This is a genomic window from Nostoc sp. (assembly GCF_036917095.1).
Taxonomy (GTDB): Bacteria; Cyanobacteriota; Cyanobacteriia; order Cyanobacteriales; family Nostocaceae; genus Nostoc.
Genome location: NZ_JBALFH010000056.1, coordinates 15,970 through 37,094 on the forward strand (window position 1 = coordinate 15,970; position 21,125 = coordinate 37,094).

Below are 21,125 nucleotides of genomic sequence, written 5' to 3' on the forward strand. Positions count from 1 at the left end.
CTGTTTTCGCTTTTGCAGTTAGCATTCCTAATTTTGCTGAGATGGAATTCCAAAATAGCCAAGAAAAGCCAAAGTGATATCAGGATATTGCTTGCCCAGAGAAGATCCATCGTGAATTAAATTATCCGTGGGCGCAATATAAGCTTCTCCAGGCGCTACTTTGAGTTTGACAACCGGGTAGTCAGGATATCGATTCATAAACTCATCTCTTATGTATGTTTCTTGATAATCCTCATAAATTTCCTTGTCTGGCAAACCTAAAGCATTGAGCATATCTATCAATGTCAGGTTAATGAATAAAAAGAAGCGATCCTCACGTCCCAAGTTAATACAAAGACGATTCCTCGACTTGTATTTCAAACGGAGAGATTCTCGATCCCATCCATCAAGATGCATCCCAAGCAAAAGATTTTCAGAAGGATTGATAGAATCGTCTTTAATTGCTGTTTTCAATTCCGGCTGTGTGATTATACTAATCACTTTTGGTGTGACTGTTTTTAATCCAGGCTGGGTTACTTGAAAGCTTATTACTTCTGGTCTGTTATAGGCTAGACGATAAATTTGTAAATGTTTAATAATTTCTGTAAGTCCATTTTCCCAAAGTGGATGCCTAAAAATAGTTTTATATTCATTAAGCGTTGCTTTAGATATTGCTTCAAGCTCCTCAAGTATTGCTATAAATGGTGCTAAAACTCTATCTGGAAAAGAGCATAATCCTATATGTAAACTAGAGTCCCATGAGACAATTTGCGAGAGTGATTTGTTAGCATGAAGGTAGCAATATTCTGTTGGGCTTGGTTTTCTCCAAGGTTCTTTGGGCACAAAGGCCCCAGGGCGATAGTTGAGATCGTTTAATTCAGGTTTTATTTCCTGCGTTATCCCTGAACTCAGCCAAATTTGAGGGCTTTGAATATCTGATTTTACATCACAAAAGATTTTAATTGCATTTTGTAAATTTAAAACCGGACTCTGGTCTAGTTCTGTAAAATTATTTTTGTGTATCACAATATGTGTTAGCAAAGTTTATTACTTAAAACTCTCTACTCAAAAACTATTTTCGCTTTTGAACTTAGCATTCCTGATTTTGCTGAGATTGAATTCCAAAATAGCCAAGAAAAGACAAAGTGATATCAGGATATTGCTTGCCCAGAGAAGATGCATCATGAATTAAGTTATCTGTGGGTGCAATATATGCTTCTCCAGGGGCTATTTTGAGTTTAACGATCGGGTAGTCAGGGTATAGTTTCATAAACTCATCGCCTACCGTTGTCCCCCGATAATGCTGATAAACCTCGTCGTCAGATAAGCCTAGAGCCTTGAACATCTCCATCAGTGGAAGGTTGATAAATAAGAAGAACCGATCTTCACGTCCTAAGTTAATACAGATACGATTTCTTGATTGATGTCTGCGACGAAGAGGCGCTCGATCCCAACTATCAAGGTGCATTCCTACAAAATAGTCTGCATCTTCCATTGTTAGTGTGCGTAATCCGGGCAGTGTCACTCGTAAACCTAGTAGTTTTGGTTCGTCACTTGATAGACAATAACGGTGAGAATAATTAATAATTTTCTGCATCGCACTTTCGTAATCTGGGTGCGTACTAGCAGATGGATAATATTGAAGCGTTTCAGTTCTTGTTTTAAACTCTTCGAGTATTATTTCCAAGGGCGCTAAAACTTCATCTGGAAAGCGACATACACCAATATAAGAACCCAGTTCCCACGAGCCAAGGTGCGAGATTTGTTCATTAGCGCTCAGGCGACGATATTCTGTTAAGCTTGGTTCTCTCCAAGGTTCTTTCGGTAAAAACGCACCAGGTCGATATTTGATGCGATCCGACACAGGTTGTATTTCCTGTATTGTCCCTGAACTTAACCAAAATCTGGGGCTTTGGTTATCTACGTTAGCATCCAAAAAAAGCTTGATTCCTTCTTGTATACACGTCCATTCACTTTGGGCTAACATAGCATCTTCTCAAAGAAATATCTGTTATTTATAAAAGCTTATTCCTAATTCTCGTTTTCTCAGAATCATACAGCAATATCTAAACCCAAGATATGTTTAGAAATATATTCTTGCTTGATATTTACTTGGCGCGTTATTGGGTTGATGATTCCAGTTTCTTTCAAACGTTTTTCAATGTATTGCAAAATTCCTTTTTCTTTTGTACAGTGGGCATTTCCATCCGCATCAACTTGATTGTGAATTACGCTTTCTTCAGCAATAGGATAACCGCTACAGCTACCAAAGTATTCGCATGAATGACACGCAGATGCCATGCGCTTTTCTGCTGCAATTATGGCTTTTTCATGTCCAGAGCCAAAAATAATGTTTTCCATAGGAGTCGTGAATAAATTGCCATGACAAAATTCACTATTGTAAGCATCAGCATAGCTATAAACGTCACCGTTGACATTAACTAGATAAATATATTCCCATTCTCGCTTATTATAAAAGTCTGGTTTAGCGTTAGAAGTATAATGACGAATTACCTGTTTAATATAATCAACAATTGGTCTAACTATCACCGGATTTTTACTTTCTAACCAGAGGTCAAATAAGGTACGATAAGCATTTAAAACTTCACTAGCACTTATTTCATATCCTTGATGTTGTCCATCAAAAGCGCCATTGAAAAGTGGTAACACTCGAAAGGGTATTTTTGTTTTTTCGTAGAATTTATAAATTTCTTCCACATACGACAAATTTAACTTTGTCAGAACTGTAATACATCCAAAGTTAACTTTTTCAGATCGTAAACGATCCATATTTGCCAACACAATCTCTAGAGAGTCTACCTCTGCTTGATTAACACGCAATCCCCCAAATAAATCTACAGAAACCCCTACACCGTCAAATCCCTCTCGCAACAAGTGGATATGTTGTTTGTTCAGTACAGTCAAGTTAGTCTGAACAGTATTTGTCACAGAACTACTTAGCTCTCCAAAAAATTGTTGCTGACGGTCAAAGGTTTGCCAGTAATAGTCTGGATGTTGTAAAAGAGGTTCGCCTCCATGCCAAATAAATTGAATATCTACTGGGCAATCGAGGCGACTGTAATAACTAGCAATGTGAGCATACATCTTATCTAATTGCTCTGGCGCGATCGCCTCACGATTGCCTAACTCCGCATATTCATAGCAGTAACGACAGCGAAGATTACAGAATTTAGAACTCTTAATTACAAATTGAACTTTTTTCTTCTCTTTAGATGTCATACGTTCTTCCAATCGGAACTTCCAGATTGTACTGATAGTTATGAGTCAGCTTGGTTCATTAGGAATACTTCAGCATTCATGAAATCTCCTAGTCAACCAAGCTAAAGGCAATCGCTAATGATTAATCTGCTAGCGAGCGAAACGTTTCTACAGCAGAAGGATACGACTCTGTGGCAGAATTAATCGCTTCTTCACCCGCTCCATCTGGCGTTGCAGAGCCATAGGACTGGTTTTGTACCCACGGTGGCCCACCTTCACGAACAAAATCTGCTGGTCTGCCTCCAGCTACTGCATTTAACTGTTCATCAGACAGCTCTGCCTGTTGTAAAGCTGCTTTTAATTCCTCAGTTGTAAAACTATAACCATTCTCTTGTGCTATTTGAATCAGAGCGTCTGGTGCGATCGCAGCAAAGCTCTGATTCAGTTTTCCCTGTAAAGATGTATCCTTAAAAACAGCATCAAAGAACTGAACAACTGTTTCTTGTGACATTGTTACTCCTTCTCAGAATGGCTTGGGATTTTTCCCGTTCAGTATATGCAAACTTTTCAGCTATTGTCGATATTTAAAAGTTAAGAAAAGTTAAGTGTTTTCCGATCTAAAAGTTTAAGTATATGTAATTGCTCTATCTATCGAGTAAATTTACTGCTACTCTTAAAAAATATTTTAACTCCAAATGCTATAAACGTAGTGCGTTCATTGCGTTTCCATAATCGAAAATTAGTGAATTTACTTAGACATTCTTAACAGTGAGAATGAGAATCACTAAAAGAAGCTGAAGCGTGCGGTTGAGGGGATGAAACAAGCTTTGACCCTCTGAAATAATAAATTTGTCGCCTAATACGGTTTGAGAAGCATCGCAATGAAAGCCTTGACGCTCTGATTACCACAATTACACAACCCAAATTCGCCTGCGTACTTTAATGCAAATGTTTCTTAAAAAAATTTGTTTTACTCTTTTTCTTCCCCTTTCCTTGACTCTGTTAACTTTAATCTGGCAGCAAATTATTACTGCCAAATCTTCAGATAAAGCTACACCTAATAAACATGAAAAGCTGGGAGAACTAGCAAAAAACGACTCTACTCCACATACTGCTCAACAAGCCCAAATACTCACCCTCTATCAACCTCTTCAGCATCTGCAATGGGAAGGGGAAAGAGTTAGCAATACTGGAATTGCGTACTTTTCCCTTGATGGTTTTTCAAATGAGTCTATCTCTGAGTCTGATTTAGATGTGGCACGCACTAGTCAAGATCCATCCAAAATAGCTAAAGTTTTAGCAACATTAGGATTATCTTCTCATCTTCAAGGCGACTATGAAAAAGCAATTAATTACTATAAAGAAGGGCTGGAAATTAGTAAACAGAACGCATACTTAGAATTAGAAACAATCCTTTTAGGAAATTTGGGTCTTGCTCATGTCCAACAAGGAAATTATTATGCTGAGGCAATAGATTATTTAAATGATTATTGGCAGTTAATTCATAATCGCAAACAAAATACCAACACAGCCCAATCTCAAGAAGCCCAAGCATTAGGTAATTTAGGCAATGCTTATTATGGGGCAGATTTGTATGTAAAAGCGATCGCATTTCACCAAAAACATCTGGCTTTATCTCAAAAAATTAAAGACAAAGCAGGAGAAGCAAAAGCTTTGAGCGACTTGGGGATTGTCTATCAGGCTTTGGGAGATGCAAAAAAAGCGATTGGCTATCAACAGCAAGCATTAACCCTCGCTCAACAAATCAAGCAGCAATCGCTAGAATCGTTTGTTTTGGGGAACTTGGGCATTATTTACCAAAATCAAGGCAACTATACACAAGCTAGCGATTATCACCAGCAACGTTTAGCGATCGCTCGTCAACTTAAAGACTTACGTTCTGAAGCAGAAGCCCTAGCAAATCTAGGAGGGGTAGCTTATTTTCAGGGAGACTTTAACAAAGCGATCGCACTTTACGAGCAAGGCTGGAAAATTTCTTGGGAAAGGCTACACGACGCCGATATTCTGTATCGCATTGCTGGTAATCAAGGACTCGTCTACTTTCAAATGGGCAATTTCGACAAAGCCCTAGAGTCCTACGGGAAATATTTCCAGTACGCTTCCTCACGCAATAACCATCGAGAACAAGGCATTGCGAAAATTAACGCCGCAGCAGTACGTCTCCAATCAGGAAACCTAGCAGGAGCAGCCAAAACCCTCGAAGAAGCAATTGAAATTTGGGAGTCCTTGCGAGCCAGATTAGGCAGCAATGATAGCTTTAAAATCTCGATCTTTGAAACCCAAAATGCACCTTATAGCAATCTGCAAGCGGTATTAGTTGCCCAAAACCAACCCGAAGCCGCCCTAAAAATATCTGAGCGGGGGCGTGCCCGTGCCCTTGCCGAACTACTCTCTCGTCGCCTTACTACTGTTCCCATGCAGAAACAAGCGCCGACTGCAACCATTGCCTCACCGACGATTGCAGAGATTAAAAAAGTTGCTCAAAATCATCGTGCAACTTTGGTAGAGTATTCCATCGTGCCTGGAAATTTCCTAGTTGAGGGAAAGCTAGAAACTCACGAATCTGAACTTTTAATCTGGGTTGTTCAACCTACAGGCAATATTACTCTCCGTCGAGTTGACTTAAAACCTCTTTGGCAGTGTCAAAATCCTCAATTCTGTTATCAAAAAGGGCTAACAGATTTAGTTTCTAAAACTCGTGAGTTGCTCAATATGAGAAATCCTAGTTTGGGGAGAAGTAGCAACACATCTTCTGTAATTGATAAAAACCCCTTACATCAACTCCATCAATTATTGATTCAACCTATTAACGATCTTCTTCCTCAAGATGCAAATGCCCATGTAATATTTATCCCTCAGCGATCGCTTTTTCTGGTTCCTTTTGCCACCCTTCAAGATGCCACGGGTAAATTATTAATTGAACAGCATACCATCTCGATTTCACCTTCTATTCAAGTTTTAGATATCACACATCAACTACGAGAAAAGCCAAAAGCAAGTAAGAATTCTGGCTCAAACTTAATTGTCGGCAATCCAACCATGCCGAAAATTGTCACTGAACTAGGCGAACCACCCGAAGAATTGGCCCCTCTCCCCGGTTCTGAACAAGAAGCCAACGCGATCGCTCAACTCTTCCAGACAAAAGCACTAATTGGTGCAAATGCCAATAAATCTAAGGTGATTAAACAGATGAGCAATTCAACTCTAGTTCATCTAGCTACCCACGGATTGTTGAGCGACTTTCGCGGCTTAGGAGTCCCAGGAGCGATCGCTCTGGCTCCCGATACAGTCCAAGGGCAAACCTCAACAGAAGAAAATGGTATCCTTACCGCCAGTGAAATTATTGACCTGAAATTAAACGCTGAGTTAGTCGTTCTCAGCGCTTGCAACACCGGGCGAGGTAAGATTACTGGAGATGGAGTAGTAGGGTTATCTCGTGCGTTAGTTGCTGCGCGAGTTCCCAGCGTAGTAGTCTCTTTATGGGCACTACCCGATGAACCGACTGCTTTACTGATGACCGAGTTTTATCGCAATATCCAACATCAGAATGATAAAGCAGCAGCATTGCGTCAAGCCATGTTGACCACAATGAAACAATATCCTTACCCATTAGATTGGGCAGCTTTTATATTGATTGGTGAACCTTGATTATTTTTCTCGAAAGTCGATAGAGGATGCCAGGGCTATTTCGTTCTAGACATAAACCGCCCAGAACTAAAGTTCCGCGGCTCATAGCCCAAGTCCACGCTTAGTGGACTAAAAGCCTTTCTAGTCGTCTTTAGACGAATGAGTGCTATTACCTCAGAATAAATTCTGAGGTGGGCTAGATGAGAATGAAATAGCCCTGTAGAGGATGCTTTCATTTCCCTTGTTAATGCACTGGCTTACGATCGAGATAAAATTGAACGCGATCGCTTAACTGCCATTCGCCTCTACTCAGGTCTGAAGAGACTGAGCTTGTCGGTTTCTCGGATTATTTTTTGTCAACGCTTCGAGTTAGCTAACCGACATTTCTAGGAAATATTCCTTTCTAAGCCAATACAGTTCAGTTAAGCATTTCTTCCTTCTCTTTTTTCTCTTCCTTTGCGTCCTTCTCTTCGAGACGCTACGCGAACGCGTCCTTTGCGGTTCGTTAAAAAATAACTTTGACAAAAAGTTTTAGCCTTAACCCAAGCGTATTGCTTTCTAAGCAGAACGTTGAAACACTACAGAAAGATTATTAGCTGGCATTTGAGAAGTCTGTTTTAAGATGAGATTTTGTGCGCTAGCTACTGCTACAACATCATCCAAGTTACGCACACCCCATTCTCGGTTTTGAGCGCGTAAATATTCATCAAAAGCTGCATTACTTGCTGCTGTATGTTCTCCAGCTTGTTTAAAAGGCCCATATAAATAGAGGATACCTCCAGCTGGTAATATCCGACCTGCGCCTGCCATTAGTCCTAGACAGGCTGACCACGGTGAAATGTGAATCATATTAATGTTGACGATGGCGGCAATTGGCTTTGTATTAAGCGACTGAGGCACTGCCCCTTTCTCCACTGGCCAAACTGATTCTCTAACATCTAGCTCAAGCGGTGGATAAACGTTATCACATACATTATGTTCAGTCCATGCAACAATGCTGGCTCGTAATTGTAAATTCGCTTCTGTTGGTAGCCACAGATACTCCTTAAGCCTGGACGCAAAAAAGACTGCGTGTTCACCAGTACCACTTGCTATTTCTAAAATAGTGCCACTCTCCGGCAATACCTGCAAAAGAATTTCTAGAATTGCTTCGCGGTTGCGCTCAGTTGCTGGTGCGTATTGGCGTGCGTCTTGTGGTGTCATCCGTATCGTTTTTAAACCTACTTAATTTTCATCCTATTCGCTATTGTAAGGTAAGCATTCCTGTCTCTTTCAATGCGAACAAAAAAGTAGGTTATGAAAAAAATATAGAATGTTCTCGTTCTGGACTTACTTAGAGCCACAGCTTGTAAGTTAGAGTTATGGCAATACGGTTCGGTTAAGGCAAGAGACGCGATAAATCGCCGTCTCTACAATAATCAGTCCTTTGTAAAGACGGCGATTTATCGCGTCTTTGCGATTAGCGGCGTGTCATCAAAAAACCTTAACCGAACGAACCGTATTGAGAGTTATGGCATTAGAGGTTAATAGGATTTAATCAACTAACTTTCCCTACCTCAATTTTTGCAATTTAAGCATTGTAATACATATCATCAGCCACAAAAAACCAACTCCATAACCTGCAATTATGTCTGTGGGCCAATGGACTCCTAAATATAAGCGACTGATACCAATAGCAGCAATTAAAATAACGGTGAAACTGTAAATAAATTTGGCAAAATGAGGATAGTGAATTGCCAACTCGTAAGCAATAAAACCATAAAGCACCATAGAACCTAGTGCATGACCGCTAGGAAAACTAAAAGATGTTTCAGAAATCAAGCGATGCCACAGTTCAGGGCGAGGTTTAGAAAAAAACAACTTTAGCCCTGTATTTAAAATTAATCCTCCCAAGCAAGCAAGTACAAAAACTTTCGCTTCTTCTTGGTAACGTCGCCACCAAAGTAACAAGACAGTAGCGCCTGCAACTATAACCACTGTCCTAGGATTACCAAGATTTGTAATAAATAGCATTAAATTATCTAAACTTGGATTGGCGAACTGATGTAGCCATAACAAAAAATGAGTATCAAATTCAAAAGCTTCTCGCTCCAAAACCTCTTCAGCCAGTTCTGCTAAAACAAAAAGTATCAGCAGACAACTAGCAAGTCCAACAATACCAATTGTGGCAATTAGGGGAGCCAAACGAGGATGTATATGGCGCAACCAGAAATTATAAATTTGTCGGATCATGTAATCTATTAGCGATCGCTGTGCCAACAATACTTATCAAAAGATATCATTGCGAGTGATGCAGATGGCGATCGCTTAACCTACTCCCTCGATCGAGCATCCCACGAATTAAGCATAACTTTCGATAATTTGGGTAAAATTCGCAATGAATGCGACCAACGCCATAAGTTATACAAAGATTTTTGCCACTAGCTCGATCGACTACCAATTGTGCCGATGAAGTACTTCTAATAATAGATGACTTAGCCAGAGGAAGAGGGATAATGCTCAAAGGTTTGTTTTTCTCTGACTAATTACTGATAAGGAGACTGTTAAATGAAAACTGTAAAGTTAGGCAAGCAAGGATTAGAAGTTTCAAATATAGGACTTGGTTGCATGGGAATGTCTGAATTTTATAGTGGTCGTGACGAACAAGAAGCGATCGCAACTATTCATCGTGCATTAGAACTTGGGGTAAATTTCCTCGACACTGCTGATATGTATGGCCCGTTTACCAACGAGCAACTAGTAGGTAAAGCTATTAAAGATCGTCGAGACAAAGTTGTACTAGCAACCAAGTTTGGTAATGTCCGCACTGAAGACGGCGGTTGGAAAGGCGTTAGTGGCAAACCAGAATATGTCCATCAAGCTTGTGATGCTTCGCTTAAACGCTTGGGAGTTGAGACAATTGACCTCTATTATCAACATCGGGTCGATCCTAATGTCCCAATAGAAGACACCGTAGGAGCAATGGCTGAGTTAGTCAAGCTTGGCAAAGTGCGTTATTTAGGACTTTCGGAAGCTGCCCCTGCTACAATTCGACGAGCACAAGCTACTCATCCGATTACCGCACTCCAAACAGAGTATTCTTTGTGGAGTCGCGACCCAGAGGACGAAATTTTACCAACTATTCGTGAGTTAGGAATTAGCTTTGTTGCTTACAGTCCACTTGGACGTGGTTTTCTATCGGGTGCAATCACAAGTCCTGAGCAACTGGCATCTGATGACTATCGCAGAAATTCTCCCCGCTTTCAAGGCGAGAATTTTTATAAGAACCTGCAACTCGTTGAAAAAGTCAAGGAAATTGCTGACCAAAAAGGAGTCACACCCAGCCAACTTGCTCTCGCCTGGTTGCTAGCCCAAGGCGAAGATATTGTCCCAATTCCTGGTACAAAACGGCGCACCTATTTGGAAGAAAACATTGCAGCTACTGAAATCACCCTAACTCCAAATGAACTCGCTCGAATTGAAGCAGTTGCACCAAAGGGCGTAAGCGCAGGCGATCGCTACCCTGATATGAGTACAGTTAACCGTTAAGTTATTCTAAGGTCATTTCCCCCTTCCCCCTGCCCCCTGCCTCTTGGTTGAACAGTTTGGCAAAATTCTACGCGTAGTGATTGAACCCACTCACTCTTTTTTCGCCATCTCTTCACACCGGGCTTTTGACATCACAGCCCGGATATAGTCATTTTTACCATTGGTATAAGCCTCGCGATCGCTCCGAAAAGTTGCCGCCAAATCGCGCTTCAAAGCTTCATATCGTTTCGCCTCTTCAGGATGCCTTCTCAGATAGTCGCAAAATAGCTTGTGCTCCTCCCAAAATTCGCTGTCAACCCCGACTATGTGAACATGATGAGTACGTTGCTTTCCGTATGGTGGCATTCCTTTAACAAAAAACATCCGTCCAGGATCTGGGTTTTCACGCCAATAAATGTATCCCAACGATTCTAATATCGGAACAGCAGATTTCGCATCTACTAAGGAACCTACTCCTACCATGATGTCAACAACTGGTTTGGCTGCCATTTTTGGTACTGAGGTACTACCAATATGTTCAATTTCCACAACTAAGTTATTGCCTAGTGCCTGCCAAATACGCTCGGCTTCTTGTGCAAACAAAATCTGCCAATGTGGGTCATATTCGACTATATTGACCTCATCCATAGGTGAAATTAATTTTGTCTACAGCGATCGCGGTTGGTTAAATCCTTTATTTAATTGCCATTCGAGCAATTTTTATAGTATATAATAGTGGATCGTGTCGAATCAAATCTAGATCATGCCTAAACTAAAGACTCGTAAAGCTGCGGCAAAGCGATTCCGTGCCACCGGCACCGGCAAAATCGTCCGTCGTAAAGCGTTCAAAAGCCACCTTTTAGAGCACAAATCTTCTGATAAAAAGCGTGGTATGCGCCAAAGTGCGCTTGTACATGAACGCGATGAACTTAACGTGCGCTTGATGCTCCCATATTTGTAAGTATTTTAGGAAATAAGTTATGACTCGGGTAAAACGCGGTAATGTAGCTCGGAAACGCCGCAATAAAATTCTCAAACTAGCTAAAGGTTTTCGCGGTTCCCACTCAACTCTGTTTAGAACTGCTAACCAACAAGTGATGAAGGCGCTACGGAGTGCCTACCGCGATCGCAAAAAGAAAAAGCGCGATTTTCGTCGCCTGTGGATTACTCGCATCAACGCTGCTTCAAGGCAACACGGCTTGAGCTACAGCCAGTTGATCGGTAACTTGAAAAAAGCTGATATCCAACTAAATCGGAAGATGTTGGCACAATTAGCAGTCCTCGATCCAGCTAGCTTCGGCAAAGTTGCTGAATTGGCAAATCAAGCTAAAGGATAAAGGTGGCAAGGGATGTATAACAGATGTAACAGATTGCAAGTAATTACTCGGTTACATCTGGTATTATCCGCCACTATTTTGTGGATTTTTTGCTTCTCCATAGTGGGGACGGGATTAACTGCATCTGCTGCCGAAATGCCAGAAATTCAGCAACGGGGCTTTTTAAATGTTGCCGTTAAAGATAACTTGCGTCCTTTGGGATTTAAAGATGCCAAAGGTAATTTGCAAGGCTTAGAAATTGACTTGGCACAACGCTTGGCACTTGACTTAGTTGGGAAAGCCGAGGCTGTAAAATTGAAACCTGTAGCGAATCGCGATCGCTTGTCTGTAGTCTTAGACAAGAAAGTTGATTTTGCGATCGCTAGGGTAACAGCAACTGAATCTCGCAGCCGTATAGTTAGTTTCAGTGTTCCCTACTATTTGGATAGCACTGTATTAGTTACAAAAGATGCCTCTGTACAGAAATTGAGCGATTTGGCAAAACAAAAAATTGCTGTACTCAACAACTCCAGCACCATCGCTAAAGTGCGTTACTTTGTATCAAACGCCGAGTTGGTAGGAGTGAATTCTTATGACGAAGCGCGAGATAAAATAGAAAATAATGCAGCCTTTGCCTTTGCCGCAGATGCTAGCGTTCTGAGCGGTTGGGTGCAACAATATCCCCAATATCGGCTACTGCCAATTAAGCTATCAACAGAACCCTTGTCTGTAGTCATGCCCAAGGGATTGCAGTACGATAAGTTAAGACGGAATGTGAATGAAGCGATCGCTCGTTACATAGCAGAAGGTTGGCTCCAGCAACGCGTTCAATATTGGGGCTTACCGTAATTTTGTCATTAGTCATTAGTCATTTGTCATTAGTGAATAACCAAGAACAAAGGACAAAGGACAAATAATAATAGGCTGATATATAGATACAAAAGCAACTTTATAATATTTGTATTTGCAGCAATGGATAACAGTCTAGCCGTAGTTTATCTCTCAATTTTTGTGAGTATACTGACACTTGCAGCCGTGAGTGTTTTTCGCCAGATTTTCAAAACTCGCAAGATTGAAGGCTCCTTTGGACGATTGCGAAAGAAGTTAGAGAAAGAAAAGGGTACGACTCAAGAATATTATGAGTTAGCCAGTATTTATTCAGACAAAAAAATGTATTCCCAAGCGATCGTGCTGTTTCAAAAAGCTTTGAAGGCTGCCGAAGAAGAGGAAGAAGAAAATATCGCCCCCATTTACAACGGGCTGGGTTATATTTATTTTACCCAAGAGCAATATGACCTAGCAATTCGTCAGTATAAAGAAGCCCTAAAATCTAAACCAGACTACGTAACAGGGTTGAATAATCTCGGTCACGCTTACGAGAAAAAAAAGTTAACTACTCAGGCGTTACAAGCTTACGAAGATGCACTAAAATTGGCTCCAAATAACCCTATTGCTAAACGCCGTGCTGAATCTTTACGTCGTTTGGTTTCTGCGTAATTGATCGGTTCTAAACAGAGGATTATAGCCTTGATTTACCGTAGGGGCAATTCATCAATTGCCCCTAGATTTCGTACTTGATGCGTAAATCTTAAATATGAAAATATATGAATATTTACTTTTAAATCTTACACATCAAAGTGATAACGGATAGCTCCAGTATTTGGATCGTTGTTGACCTCAGCGTACCCTATCTTCGTTGCTTCTTGAAGCAACTCTTTCAGATGCTCTGATTCTAGTTCAGTATACATAGCCGCTTGAGCGATGGAAAGTTGCCCATTATGTTCCTTTGCAGCTTTGAGCAGCTTCTGCATTGGACTACCTGTAGATATTGGTGGCTGTATCGCTTGTAACTGTTGAAGTTGGGGAATGTCACCAATGTTCAACGTAATTGATTGATTAACACTAGGGGTTCCATTACCTAACCCACGCAAATAAATATTTCGCTTGTCAACCATACCAGGAATGAGAGCCAAATCGATTAGTTGACCAATACCAAAAAAACCAATTGTGAAGAAATATATCAAACCAGTACCAATCTGTCCGGTGTAGAATCTTTGGCCACCACAGATACCAAAGAAGCACAAACACCAAAGAATGTATGCGACACCTGAATTTGCTTGCTGCATGACAGTGTACTCCAATTTCTCATGAATGCCTGTATACATTGTTCCCAGGTTTGAATGTAAAGCTAACAATTGATTAGATTGATGGATTTTATAATTGAGGATACTGTTAGCAAATTAATTTCTTAATCTATCGGTTTCTGAGCTATTGCTTAGAAATAAATAACTATGGGTTTGTTGAAAGAATGTAAAACATGATTAAGCGGCTACGTTTTTTTTGGATAGCTATTACTATCACTGTCGTCATTTCTATCTCACTGGGACTCATGGGAAGATTGACGGCTCAACAGCCTTCGATTTCTCATCCTCTCACTTCGCTAACAGAGGCAGAAATTAGTACAGCCGTTTCAGCGATCAAAAGAGAGAAAAGTTTGAGCGAAATGGCAGTTTTTCCACTGATCGCTTTACAAGAACCAGATAAAGAAGAAGTTCTGAAATTTACACCTGGCAAAGCTTTCCAGCGAAAAGTTTTTTTGGTAATCTATGAGCGATCGCTCAATAAAACCTATGAGGGTATCGTTAACCTAACAAGCAAAACTTTAAGTTCCTGGAAAGAAATATCCTCTGTTCAACCTGCGCTCGTCAATCCAGAATATGAACTGGCAACTCAGGTAGTTAAAGCCGATCCCCGATGGCAAAAAGCGATGCAAAGGCGGGGAATTACGGATTTTGAGCAAGTCAAAATCAGTTGGTGGGCACCAGGAATCCTGAGTAAACAAGAAGAAGCAACAGGTAATCGTCTTTGTCGAGGTTTATCTTACTACAAAGGCAAAGGCTGGAACTATTACGGTAGTCCCATTGAAGGAGTCTTAGCAACAGTCAATTTGAACACGGGTAAAATGGCCAGTTTAGTTGACAAAGGCAACGTACCTTTCTCTCAAGAAAGCTGGAACTACGATGTCAAGTCTTTAGGCAAATTACTTTCAGCGCCTAAAGCATTGAAGATTCTGCAACCAAATGGTGCAAGTTTCCAGATCGACAGTAATGAAATTAGCTGGCAAGGTTGGAAGTTTCGCTATTTAATCCATCCTCGTAATGGATTGGTGTTGTACCAAGTTACACACAACGACGGGGAAAATGTCAGACCAGTTTTATACCGCGCTAGCCTATCAGAGATGATAGTACCTTATGGCGATCCTGAGCCTACTTGGTCGTTTAGAAATGCCTTTGATGTTGGAGAATACAACTTTGGTTTGTTCGCAAATACGATGGAGTTAGGTAAGGAAATTCCCGAAAATGGCCTTTTGTTAAATGCTGTCTTTGCTAATGAGCAGGGAGAACCTTATAAAATGCCAGGGGTTATCGGTATCTACGAGCGCGATAACGGAATGCTTTGGAAGCACTATGAGTATAATACTCAGCGTAATGATGTCCGTCGCAGTCGAGAATTAGTGATGACGATGACAGTGACGATTGATAACTATGATTACAGCATCAATTGGATCTTTCACCAGGATGGGACTTTGGAAGTCCAAAATGAATTAACAGGGATCGTACTGGCGCAGGGAACGGCTGCCCAAAAGCAATCTGAGGATGATTCCTATGGTCAGTTAATTGCTAAGAATATCTTTGGAGTAAATCACCAGCACTTTTTCAACTACCGCCTAGATTTAGATGTTGATGGACAGGCTAATTCTGTGATGGAAATGAATGTGAAAGCTTTGCCGATGGATGAGAAAAATCCTTTAGGAAATGCGATCGCAATTACAGAAACCCCACTCACAAAAGAAACGGCTGCTGTCCGCGATTTGGATATGAAAAGCAGTCGGGAATGGATGATTGTTAGTGCAGATAAGAAAAATCCGCTAGGGGCTGCACCTGGATATATGCTGATGCCTGGTGGAAATTCCATATTTTTCCCTGTGGAAGGCTCAAACATCCGTCAAAAGGCAGAATTTGCGACTCACCACGTCTGGGTAACAAAATATAAATCTGCTGAACTCTATGCTGGCGGCGATTATCCCAACCAAACTCAACCAGGACAGGGTTTACCAAAATATATTGCAGACGATGAATCCTTGATGGGTGAAGATATTGTGCTGTGGTACACAATGGGCGTAACTCATATTCCGCGATCGGAAGATTGGCCTGTGATGCCTGTTCACCGAGTTGGCTTTAAGCTAGTCCCTAGAGGATTCTTTAGCCGTAATCCAGCGATTAATTTACCGGAGTAAAATATTCGTTTTCTAAAGTTTCCTTGGTTCAGTTTTTTCGCAATCTGTAAACCTGCAACTTGAATGCTGATAAGCTTATCGTAGGTCAAATACTAGCAGTTTTCATTCATAGGTTACCTCATGGATTTTCCAGAAATTAATATTCCCGGTGATGGCACACTGCACGCTCGTTTAATTACTTCCTTGGGTCAAATTATAGTTCGTTTGGAGGAAGACAAAACCCCCAACACCGTCAAAAATTTTGTAGGTTTAGCAACTGGCACAATCGACTGGAAAGACCCTAAGACAAGTCAATCTCAGAAAGGGACTCCTGCATACGATGGGATTCGCTTTCACCGAGTCATCCCTGATTTTATGATTCAGTGTGGCGATCCCCTGGCTCGTTATCCAGATATGGCCAACCGTTGGGGTACTGGTGGCCCGGGATATCAATTTGAAGATGAATTTCATCCTGAATTGAAACACTCTAGTGCGGGTATCCTCTCAATGGCAAATGCAGGACGCGGTACTAATGGTTCGCAATGGTTCATTACAGAAGGGCCAACGCCTCATCTTGACCGCAAACACAGTGTTTTTGGTAAAGTTGTCGAAGGTATGGATATAGTCAACCGCATCGCCAATGTGCCTACAACTAGAGATCGTCCAAATCAAGACGTAGTGTTAGAAAAAGTAGAAATTTTTCGGCAGTAACTAACACCTCTCTAGTACACAAGGCGGAAGTCAAAAGTCGTTTGTAGTGAGGACTTTAGTCCTCTTATAAGGACTAAAGTCCTCACTACAAACTAATCTCAAGATTTTTTACATGACTTAATCTTTTTTAATTTCTTTCTTTCTTCTCTGCAAGACGCTGCGCGATTGCAGTTCGTTCTTCTTTCTTGTACTTAAATATGATTTAGCGCATTTTCATCCAGAATTGGTATAATACGCCGCTCCAAATTGAAAGCAAATTTGCCGAAAAATTAAGATTTATTTTAAAAAAGCAACAGTAATATTGTTAAATTCAGAAGCTAGATTCCAATGAGGAACAAGGTTTGAGCGATGCCTAAACCTACACAGTGCAGCTAAAATCCTTACAAGTCTTCACTTCATCAGGGATACAACTTTTGAGACAATCAGAAACGATTTAATAATAATCAAGCACTTATAGTCCACTCTTATCGGACTCCGTGTTATTTCTATTGAAAAGGGAGAACACAAACATGAAATTGGCTTACTGGATGTATGCAGGCCCAGCCCACATCGGCACTCTGCGAATCGCTAGCTCTTTTAAAAATGTCCATGCGATCATGCACGCCCCCATTGGCGATGACTACTTTAACGTCATGCGCTCCATGCTATCGCGGGAGAGGGATTTCACTCCGGTAACAACCAGTGTTGTCGATCGCAACGTTTTGGCACGCGGCTCCCAAGAGAAGGTAGTAGATAACATCGTCCGCAAGGATGCCGAGGAACACCCAGATTTGATTGTGTTAACTCCCACCTGCACCTCCAGCATCTTGCAAGAGGATTTGCACAACTTTGTCGAACGGGCGCAGTTGGAAGCAAAAGGAGACGTAATGCTGGCGGATGTGAACCACTACCGCTATAACGAACTGCAAGCCGCCGATCGCACTTTGGATCAAATCGTCCAATACTACATTGAAAAAGCCCGGAAGCGGGGCGAATTAGCAGAGGGTAAAACTGCGAAGCCCTCGGTGAACATCATCGGTACTACCACCCTTGGTTTTCACAACAATCACGACTGCACCGAACTAAAACGGCTGATGGCTGATTTGGGAATTGAGGTAAATACCTTAATTCCTGAAGGTGCTTCGGTGAATGACTTGAAAAAGATGTCCCAAGCCTGGTTTAACCTGGTGCCTTACCGTGAACTTGGTTTAACCACAGCGCGTTACCTGGAAGAACAATTTGGCACACCTTATATAGACATTACTCCAATGGGTGTAGTGGAAACTGCCCGTTGTATTCGCAAGATTCAGCAGGTAATTAACGCTCAAGGCGCAGAAGTTGACTATGAAAACTTCATCAATGAGCAAACCTTGCATGTATCTCAGGCTGCTTGGTTCTCCCGTTCAATTGACTGTCAAAACTTGACTGGCAAAAAAGCTGTAGTCTTTGGTGATAACACTCACGCCGCCGCCATTACCAAGATTCTGGCGCGAGAAATGGGAATTCATGTTGTTTGGGCTGGAACCTATTGTAAATATGATGCAGACTGGTTCCGCGAACAGGTTAGCGAGTATTGCGATGAAGTGCTAATTTCCGAAGATCATGGTGAAATTGGGGATGCGATCGCTCGTGTCGAACCCTCTGCCATTTTCGGCACGCAAATGGAACGCCACGTTGGTAAGCGTTTGGATATTCCTTGCGGCGTAATTGCTGCACCAATCCACGTCCAAAACTTCCCCATTGGTTACAAACCATTTATGGGTTACGAAGGCACGAATCAGATTACAGATTTGATCTACAATTCCTTCACTTTGGGAATGGAAGATCACCTATTAGAAATCTTCGGTGGTCATGATACCAAAGAAGTTATTACTAGAGGAATTTCTGCTGATTCTGATTTGAATTGGACAAAAGATGGTCAAGCAGAATTGAATAAGATTCCTGGATTTGTGCGCGGCAAAGTGAAGCGTAATACTGAGAAATTTGCCCGCGATCGCGGTTTCAAAGAAATCAACGCTGAGGTATTATATGCCGCGAAGGAAGCCGTCGGGGCTTAATGATAATTTAGTTATCAGCTATAAAACTGATAGCTAGAATTCCATAGAAGAGTGTTTCTTTGAAAGAACACTCTTCTGCTTATTATGAAATAAATTTTCTTGCACAAACTAATTTATAAAAAAAATCGTGTATTTATGAGTAACAATCAATTATCCAGCAGATTAAACGAAAATAGACTGTATACCAGATTAGTTACTACACTCAAGATACTTCAGTATGTCGGCTTTTTTATTGTAGTCATTTTTTTTATTGTAATATTTTCAATATTTGGTCGAGCTTTAAGTTTTGGTGGAACTAATATATTTATTCTCTTACCTTTAATTTATGCGATTATTCCCTGTATTATTATATATATTCTGACAGCAGCTTTAATAGCAATCATTGACCTTTTAAGCCGCATAGAACGGAATACAAGGCCTGAATAATAACTGAGGAAAATCTACATTGAAAGGGTTTTGTTGAGGAAAACGTGCTGTTACAACCTCCGCAAACTGTAAAGAACGAACAGAATATCAATCTAGTGCAGCACTGAGAAATTTATCTGCGATCGCGGTTTCAAAGAAATCAACGCTGAGGTGTTGTACGCCACGAAGGAAGCTGTTGGGGCGTAGATTAGGGGGTTAGTTAATATAACTTAGTAGTGAAGCATAAATATTAAACTTCACTACTAAGTTTTACTTTTTTTAATATAATTTACGTTATTATATATACCAAATATCTAAAATATTGCTAGACCTTACTGAGAAAAATATAGCTGTGAATGTACATGAATTTATATCATCTCTACAAGAAATTAAAGATGATGCTGCTGTAATAGATTTATGCAGGAAAAAAGTTTTACATGGCACTCCACATATCTTTGAGGGACAAGAAGATAAATACTACGAATTTAGAAAAAGAATTTCTGAAAAATTTGATATTGCTTTTCATGAAGTTTTCATAACAGGCTCCGCGAAATTGGGATTTAGCCCACGTAAAAGGAAAAATTTTGATTATGACTCAGACATTGATGTTGCTATAGTATCGCAGAACCTATATGACAGAATTATTGATATTATTTGTATTTATCAGATGGAACTCAGGAGAGCAAGAAGAACAGTCACATCCGATGAGTTAAAGATGTACCATTCTTTTTTAGAATACACAGCAATCGGATGGATAAGACCTGACAAACTTCCAGTGTCATTTAAGGTTAAGGAGTTAAAAAATCAATGGTTTGATTTTTTTAACTCTATTTCTTACGGTAAATCAGAAGTTGGTGACTATAAAGTAAATGCTGGTATATTCAAAACTTATCAACATTTTGAAATGTATACAGTAAGTGGGTTAATAGATCTGAAAAAATCTTTAGAAATCGGTGGAGAACATGGCAAATCAAATTAAACCATCAGTGACTAATCCTACTATTGCTGATATTTACCAGAATATTGAAGGAGGAAAATTTATATTAAGACCTGACTTTCAACGAAAGTTTGTGTGGACTCATGATCACCAAGAGGAATTTATAGATACTATTTTAAAAGGATATCCTTTCCCTGAGATTTATGTTTGCCAAGGTGACATTGATACGAAAAAGCTGCGTACAACACAACACGTTATTGATGGACAACAAAGACTAACTACAATAAAACGGTATATTGATCATCAATATGATAACGATAAAATCTTAAATAAAATCCCTAAATTTGAAGATTTAACAGAAGAAAAAAGAGAAGAATTCCTCTCATATCAAATTGTTGTAAGAGATATAGGCAAAGTCTCAGAGGAAACAATCAGAGAAATATTCCGCAGAATTAATTTGACAGAGTTTAAACTGGACGACATAGAAATACATAATGCTATATATAGCGGCTATTTTATCAAAACTGGCAAGAGTATTTTAGAAGATATTTCTTTGCAGGAATATGGTGTTTTTCATGAATCAGAATTCACCAGAATGGCTGATTTATACTTTATATTATTAGTAATGGCAACTATCGAAAATGGTGGGTATTTTCCTCAAGATAAAGAAGTTGAAAATTATATCGCTCAATACAATGATGAATACCCTAATAAAGATCACATGAAAGCTATGCTAATAAAGACTTTTGCTACCATTAGTGATATGGCTTTACCATCTGATTCAATTTGGTTTAGAAAGTCTAATTTCTTTACGCTTGTTGTCGAATTAGCAAAACACATAAACCAGATACCAGACAATGTTGTTGAACGTCTAACAAATTTGGAATCACTACTCTTAGAGAATAGAAATAAACCTGATAACAAGTATGGAAAATATTATTCATATATGTACGCAGGAACTACTAATAGAAAGGGGAGAGTGGTAAGAGCAGAGGTATTTAATGAGCATATTTTCGCTTAAAAATATATACTCCAATTAACAGTTTGGAAACCAAACAAAAATTGCATGTCTATAACCTTATTGCTCACGG

20 protein-coding genes are annotated in these 21,125 nt (G+C 40.2%); 11 read left to right on the forward strand and 9 right to left on the reverse strand.

The window, feature by feature from the left end:
• Nucleotides 1–27: 27 nt before the first annotated feature.
• The 4 genes from V7L01_RS32860 to V7L01_RS32875 form a co-directional block, all read right to left on the reverse strand.
• The gene (locus tag V7L01_RS32860) at nucleotides 28–1,020 is read right to left on the reverse strand and encodes a hypothetical protein (RefSeq protein ID WP_335042498.1); all 993 of its coding nucleotides are present in this window, start codon (nucleotides 1,018–1,020) and stop codon (nucleotides 28–30) included.
• A 49-nt stretch (nucleotides 1,021–1,069) separates the two neighbouring features.
• Nucleotides 1,070–1,966, reverse strand: coding sequence for a hypothetical protein (locus V7L01_RS32865; RefSeq protein ID WP_335042499.1), 897 nt, complete (start codon nucleotides 1,964–1,966; stop codon nucleotides 1,070–1,072).
• A gap of 65 nt (nucleotides 1,967–2,031) precedes the next feature.
• Complete coding sequence (locus V7L01_RS32870; protein ID WP_335042501.1) at nucleotides 2,032–3,219, reverse strand: radical SAM protein; 1,188 nt, start codon at nucleotides 3,217–3,219, stop codon at nucleotides 2,032–2,034.
• Between the two features lie 121 nt (nucleotides 3,220–3,340).
• Nucleotides 3,341–3,709: a Nif11-like leader peptide family RiPP precursor gene (locus V7L01_RS32875; protein WP_335042502.1), complete on the reverse strand. Its 369-nt coding sequence runs from the start codon at nucleotides 3,707–3,709 to the stop codon at nucleotides 3,341–3,343.
• Nucleotides 3,710–4,191: 482 nt separating this feature from the next.
• On the opposite strand from V7L01_RS32875, the gene V7L01_RS32880 reads away from it, so the two are divergent.
• Nucleotides 4,192–6,867 carry a CHAT domain-containing tetratricopeptide repeat protein gene (locus V7L01_RS32880; protein WP_335042503.1) on the forward strand — a complete coding sequence of 892 codons (2,676 nt, stop codon included), beginning with the start codon at nucleotides 4,192–4,194 and terminating at the stop codon, nucleotides 6,865–6,867.
• 537 nt (nucleotides 6,868–7,404) lie between these two features.
• Here V7L01_RS32880 and V7L01_RS32885 read toward each other — a convergent pair.
• The 3 genes from V7L01_RS32885 to V7L01_RS32895 form a co-directional block, all read right to left on the reverse strand.
• The gene (locus V7L01_RS32885; protein ID WP_335042504.1) at nucleotides 7,405–8,049 is read right to left on the reverse strand and encodes a DUF938 domain-containing protein; all 645 of its coding nucleotides are present in this window, start codon (nucleotides 8,047–8,049) and stop codon (nucleotides 7,405–7,407) included.
• Nucleotides 8,050–8,397: 348 nt separating this feature from the next.
• Complete coding sequence (locus V7L01_RS32890; protein ID WP_335042505.1) at nucleotides 8,398–9,078, reverse strand: phosphatase PAP2 family protein; 681 nt, start codon at nucleotides 9,076–9,078, stop codon at nucleotides 8,398–8,400.
• A 46-nt stretch (nucleotides 9,079–9,124) separates the two neighbouring features.
• Nucleotides 9,125–9,349 carry a hypothetical protein gene (locus V7L01_RS32895; RefSeq protein WP_335042506.1) on the reverse strand — a complete coding sequence of 75 codons (225 nt, stop codon included), beginning with the start codon at nucleotides 9,347–9,349 and terminating at the stop codon, nucleotides 9,125–9,127.
• 44 nt (nucleotides 9,350–9,393) lie between these two features.
• Here V7L01_RS32895 and V7L01_RS32900 point away from each other — a divergent pair, with 44 nt between their 5' ends.
• Complete coding sequence (locus V7L01_RS32900; RefSeq protein ID WP_335042507.1) at nucleotides 9,394–10,374, forward strand: aldo/keto reductase; 981 nt, start codon at nucleotides 9,394–9,396, stop codon at nucleotides 10,372–10,374.
• Between the two features lie 90 nt (nucleotides 10,375–10,464).
• On the opposite strand, the gene V7L01_RS32905 is transcribed toward V7L01_RS32900, so the two are convergent.
• Nucleotides 10,465–11,001: a GrpB family protein gene (locus V7L01_RS32905; RefSeq protein WP_335042508.1), complete on the reverse strand. Its 537-nt coding sequence runs from the start codon at nucleotides 10,999–11,001 to the stop codon at nucleotides 10,465–10,467.
• Nucleotides 11,002–11,116: 115 nt separating this feature from the next.
• On the opposite strand from V7L01_RS32905, the gene rpmI reads away from it, so the two are divergent.
• From rpmI to V7L01_RS32925, 4 genes are all read left to right on the forward strand, one after another.
• A complete protein-coding gene (gene rpmI, locus V7L01_RS32910; RefSeq protein ID WP_069069782.1) occupies nucleotides 11,117–11,314 on the forward strand; it encodes a 50S ribosomal protein L35 in 198 nt (65 codons plus the stop codon).
• A 19-nt stretch (nucleotides 11,315–11,333) separates the two neighbouring features.
• Complete coding sequence (rplT, locus tag V7L01_RS32915; protein ID WP_069069781.1) at nucleotides 11,334–11,690, forward strand: 50S ribosomal protein L20; 357 nt, start codon at nucleotides 11,334–11,336, stop codon at nucleotides 11,688–11,690.
• 12 nt (nucleotides 11,691–11,702) lie between these two features.
• Nucleotides 11,703–12,518, forward strand: coding sequence for a transporter substrate-binding domain-containing protein (locus tag V7L01_RS32920; RefSeq protein ID WP_335042509.1), 816 nt, complete (start codon nucleotides 11,703–11,705; stop codon nucleotides 12,516–12,518).
• Between the two features lie 123 nt (nucleotides 12,519–12,641).
• Nucleotides 12,642–13,166, forward strand: coding sequence for a tetratricopeptide repeat protein (locus V7L01_RS32925; protein ID WP_335042510.1), 525 nt, complete (start codon nucleotides 12,642–12,644; stop codon nucleotides 13,164–13,166).
• A gap of 128 nt (nucleotides 13,167–13,294) precedes the next feature.
• On the opposite strand, the gene V7L01_RS32930 is transcribed toward V7L01_RS32925, so the two are convergent.
• A complete protein-coding gene (locus V7L01_RS32930; RefSeq protein WP_335042511.1) occupies nucleotides 13,295–13,795 on the reverse strand; it encodes an NINE protein in 501 nt (166 codons plus the stop codon).
• A gap of 191 nt (nucleotides 13,796–13,986) precedes the next feature.
• Between V7L01_RS32930 and V7L01_RS32935 the strand changes: the two genes are divergently transcribed.
• From V7L01_RS32935 to V7L01_RS32955, 5 genes are all read left to right on the forward strand, one after another.
• Nucleotides 13,987–15,966, forward strand: coding sequence for a primary-amine oxidase (locus V7L01_RS32935; protein ID WP_335042512.1), 1,980 nt, complete (start codon nucleotides 13,987–13,989; stop codon nucleotides 15,964–15,966).
• Between the two features lie 120 nt (nucleotides 15,967–16,086).
• Complete coding sequence (locus V7L01_RS32940) at nucleotides 16,087–16,656, forward strand: peptidylprolyl isomerase (protein ID WP_335042514.1); 570 nt, start codon at nucleotides 16,087–16,089, stop codon at nucleotides 16,654–16,656.
• Between the two features lie 509 nt (nucleotides 16,657–17,165).
• On the forward strand, nucleotides 17,166–18,692 hold the full coding sequence (gene bchB, locus V7L01_RS32945; RefSeq protein ID WP_179073504.1) for a ferredoxin:protochlorophyllide reductase (ATP-dependent) subunit B: 1,527 nt from the start codon (nucleotides 17,166–17,168) through the stop codon (nucleotides 18,690–18,692).
• Between the two features lie 727 nt (nucleotides 18,693–19,419).
• Nucleotides 19,420–20,076 carry a hypothetical protein gene (locus V7L01_RS32950; RefSeq protein WP_335042516.1) on the forward strand — a complete coding sequence of 219 codons (657 nt, stop codon included), beginning with the start codon at nucleotides 19,420–19,422 and terminating at the stop codon, nucleotides 20,074–20,076.
• Nucleotides 20,060–21,055, forward strand: coding sequence for a DUF262 domain-containing protein (locus V7L01_RS32955; protein ID WP_335042517.1), 996 nt, complete (start codon nucleotides 20,060–20,062; stop codon nucleotides 21,053–21,055). Before V7L01_RS32950 ends, V7L01_RS32955 begins: the two co-directional genes overlap by 17 nt.
• Nucleotides 21,056–21,125 lie beyond the last annotated feature (70 nt).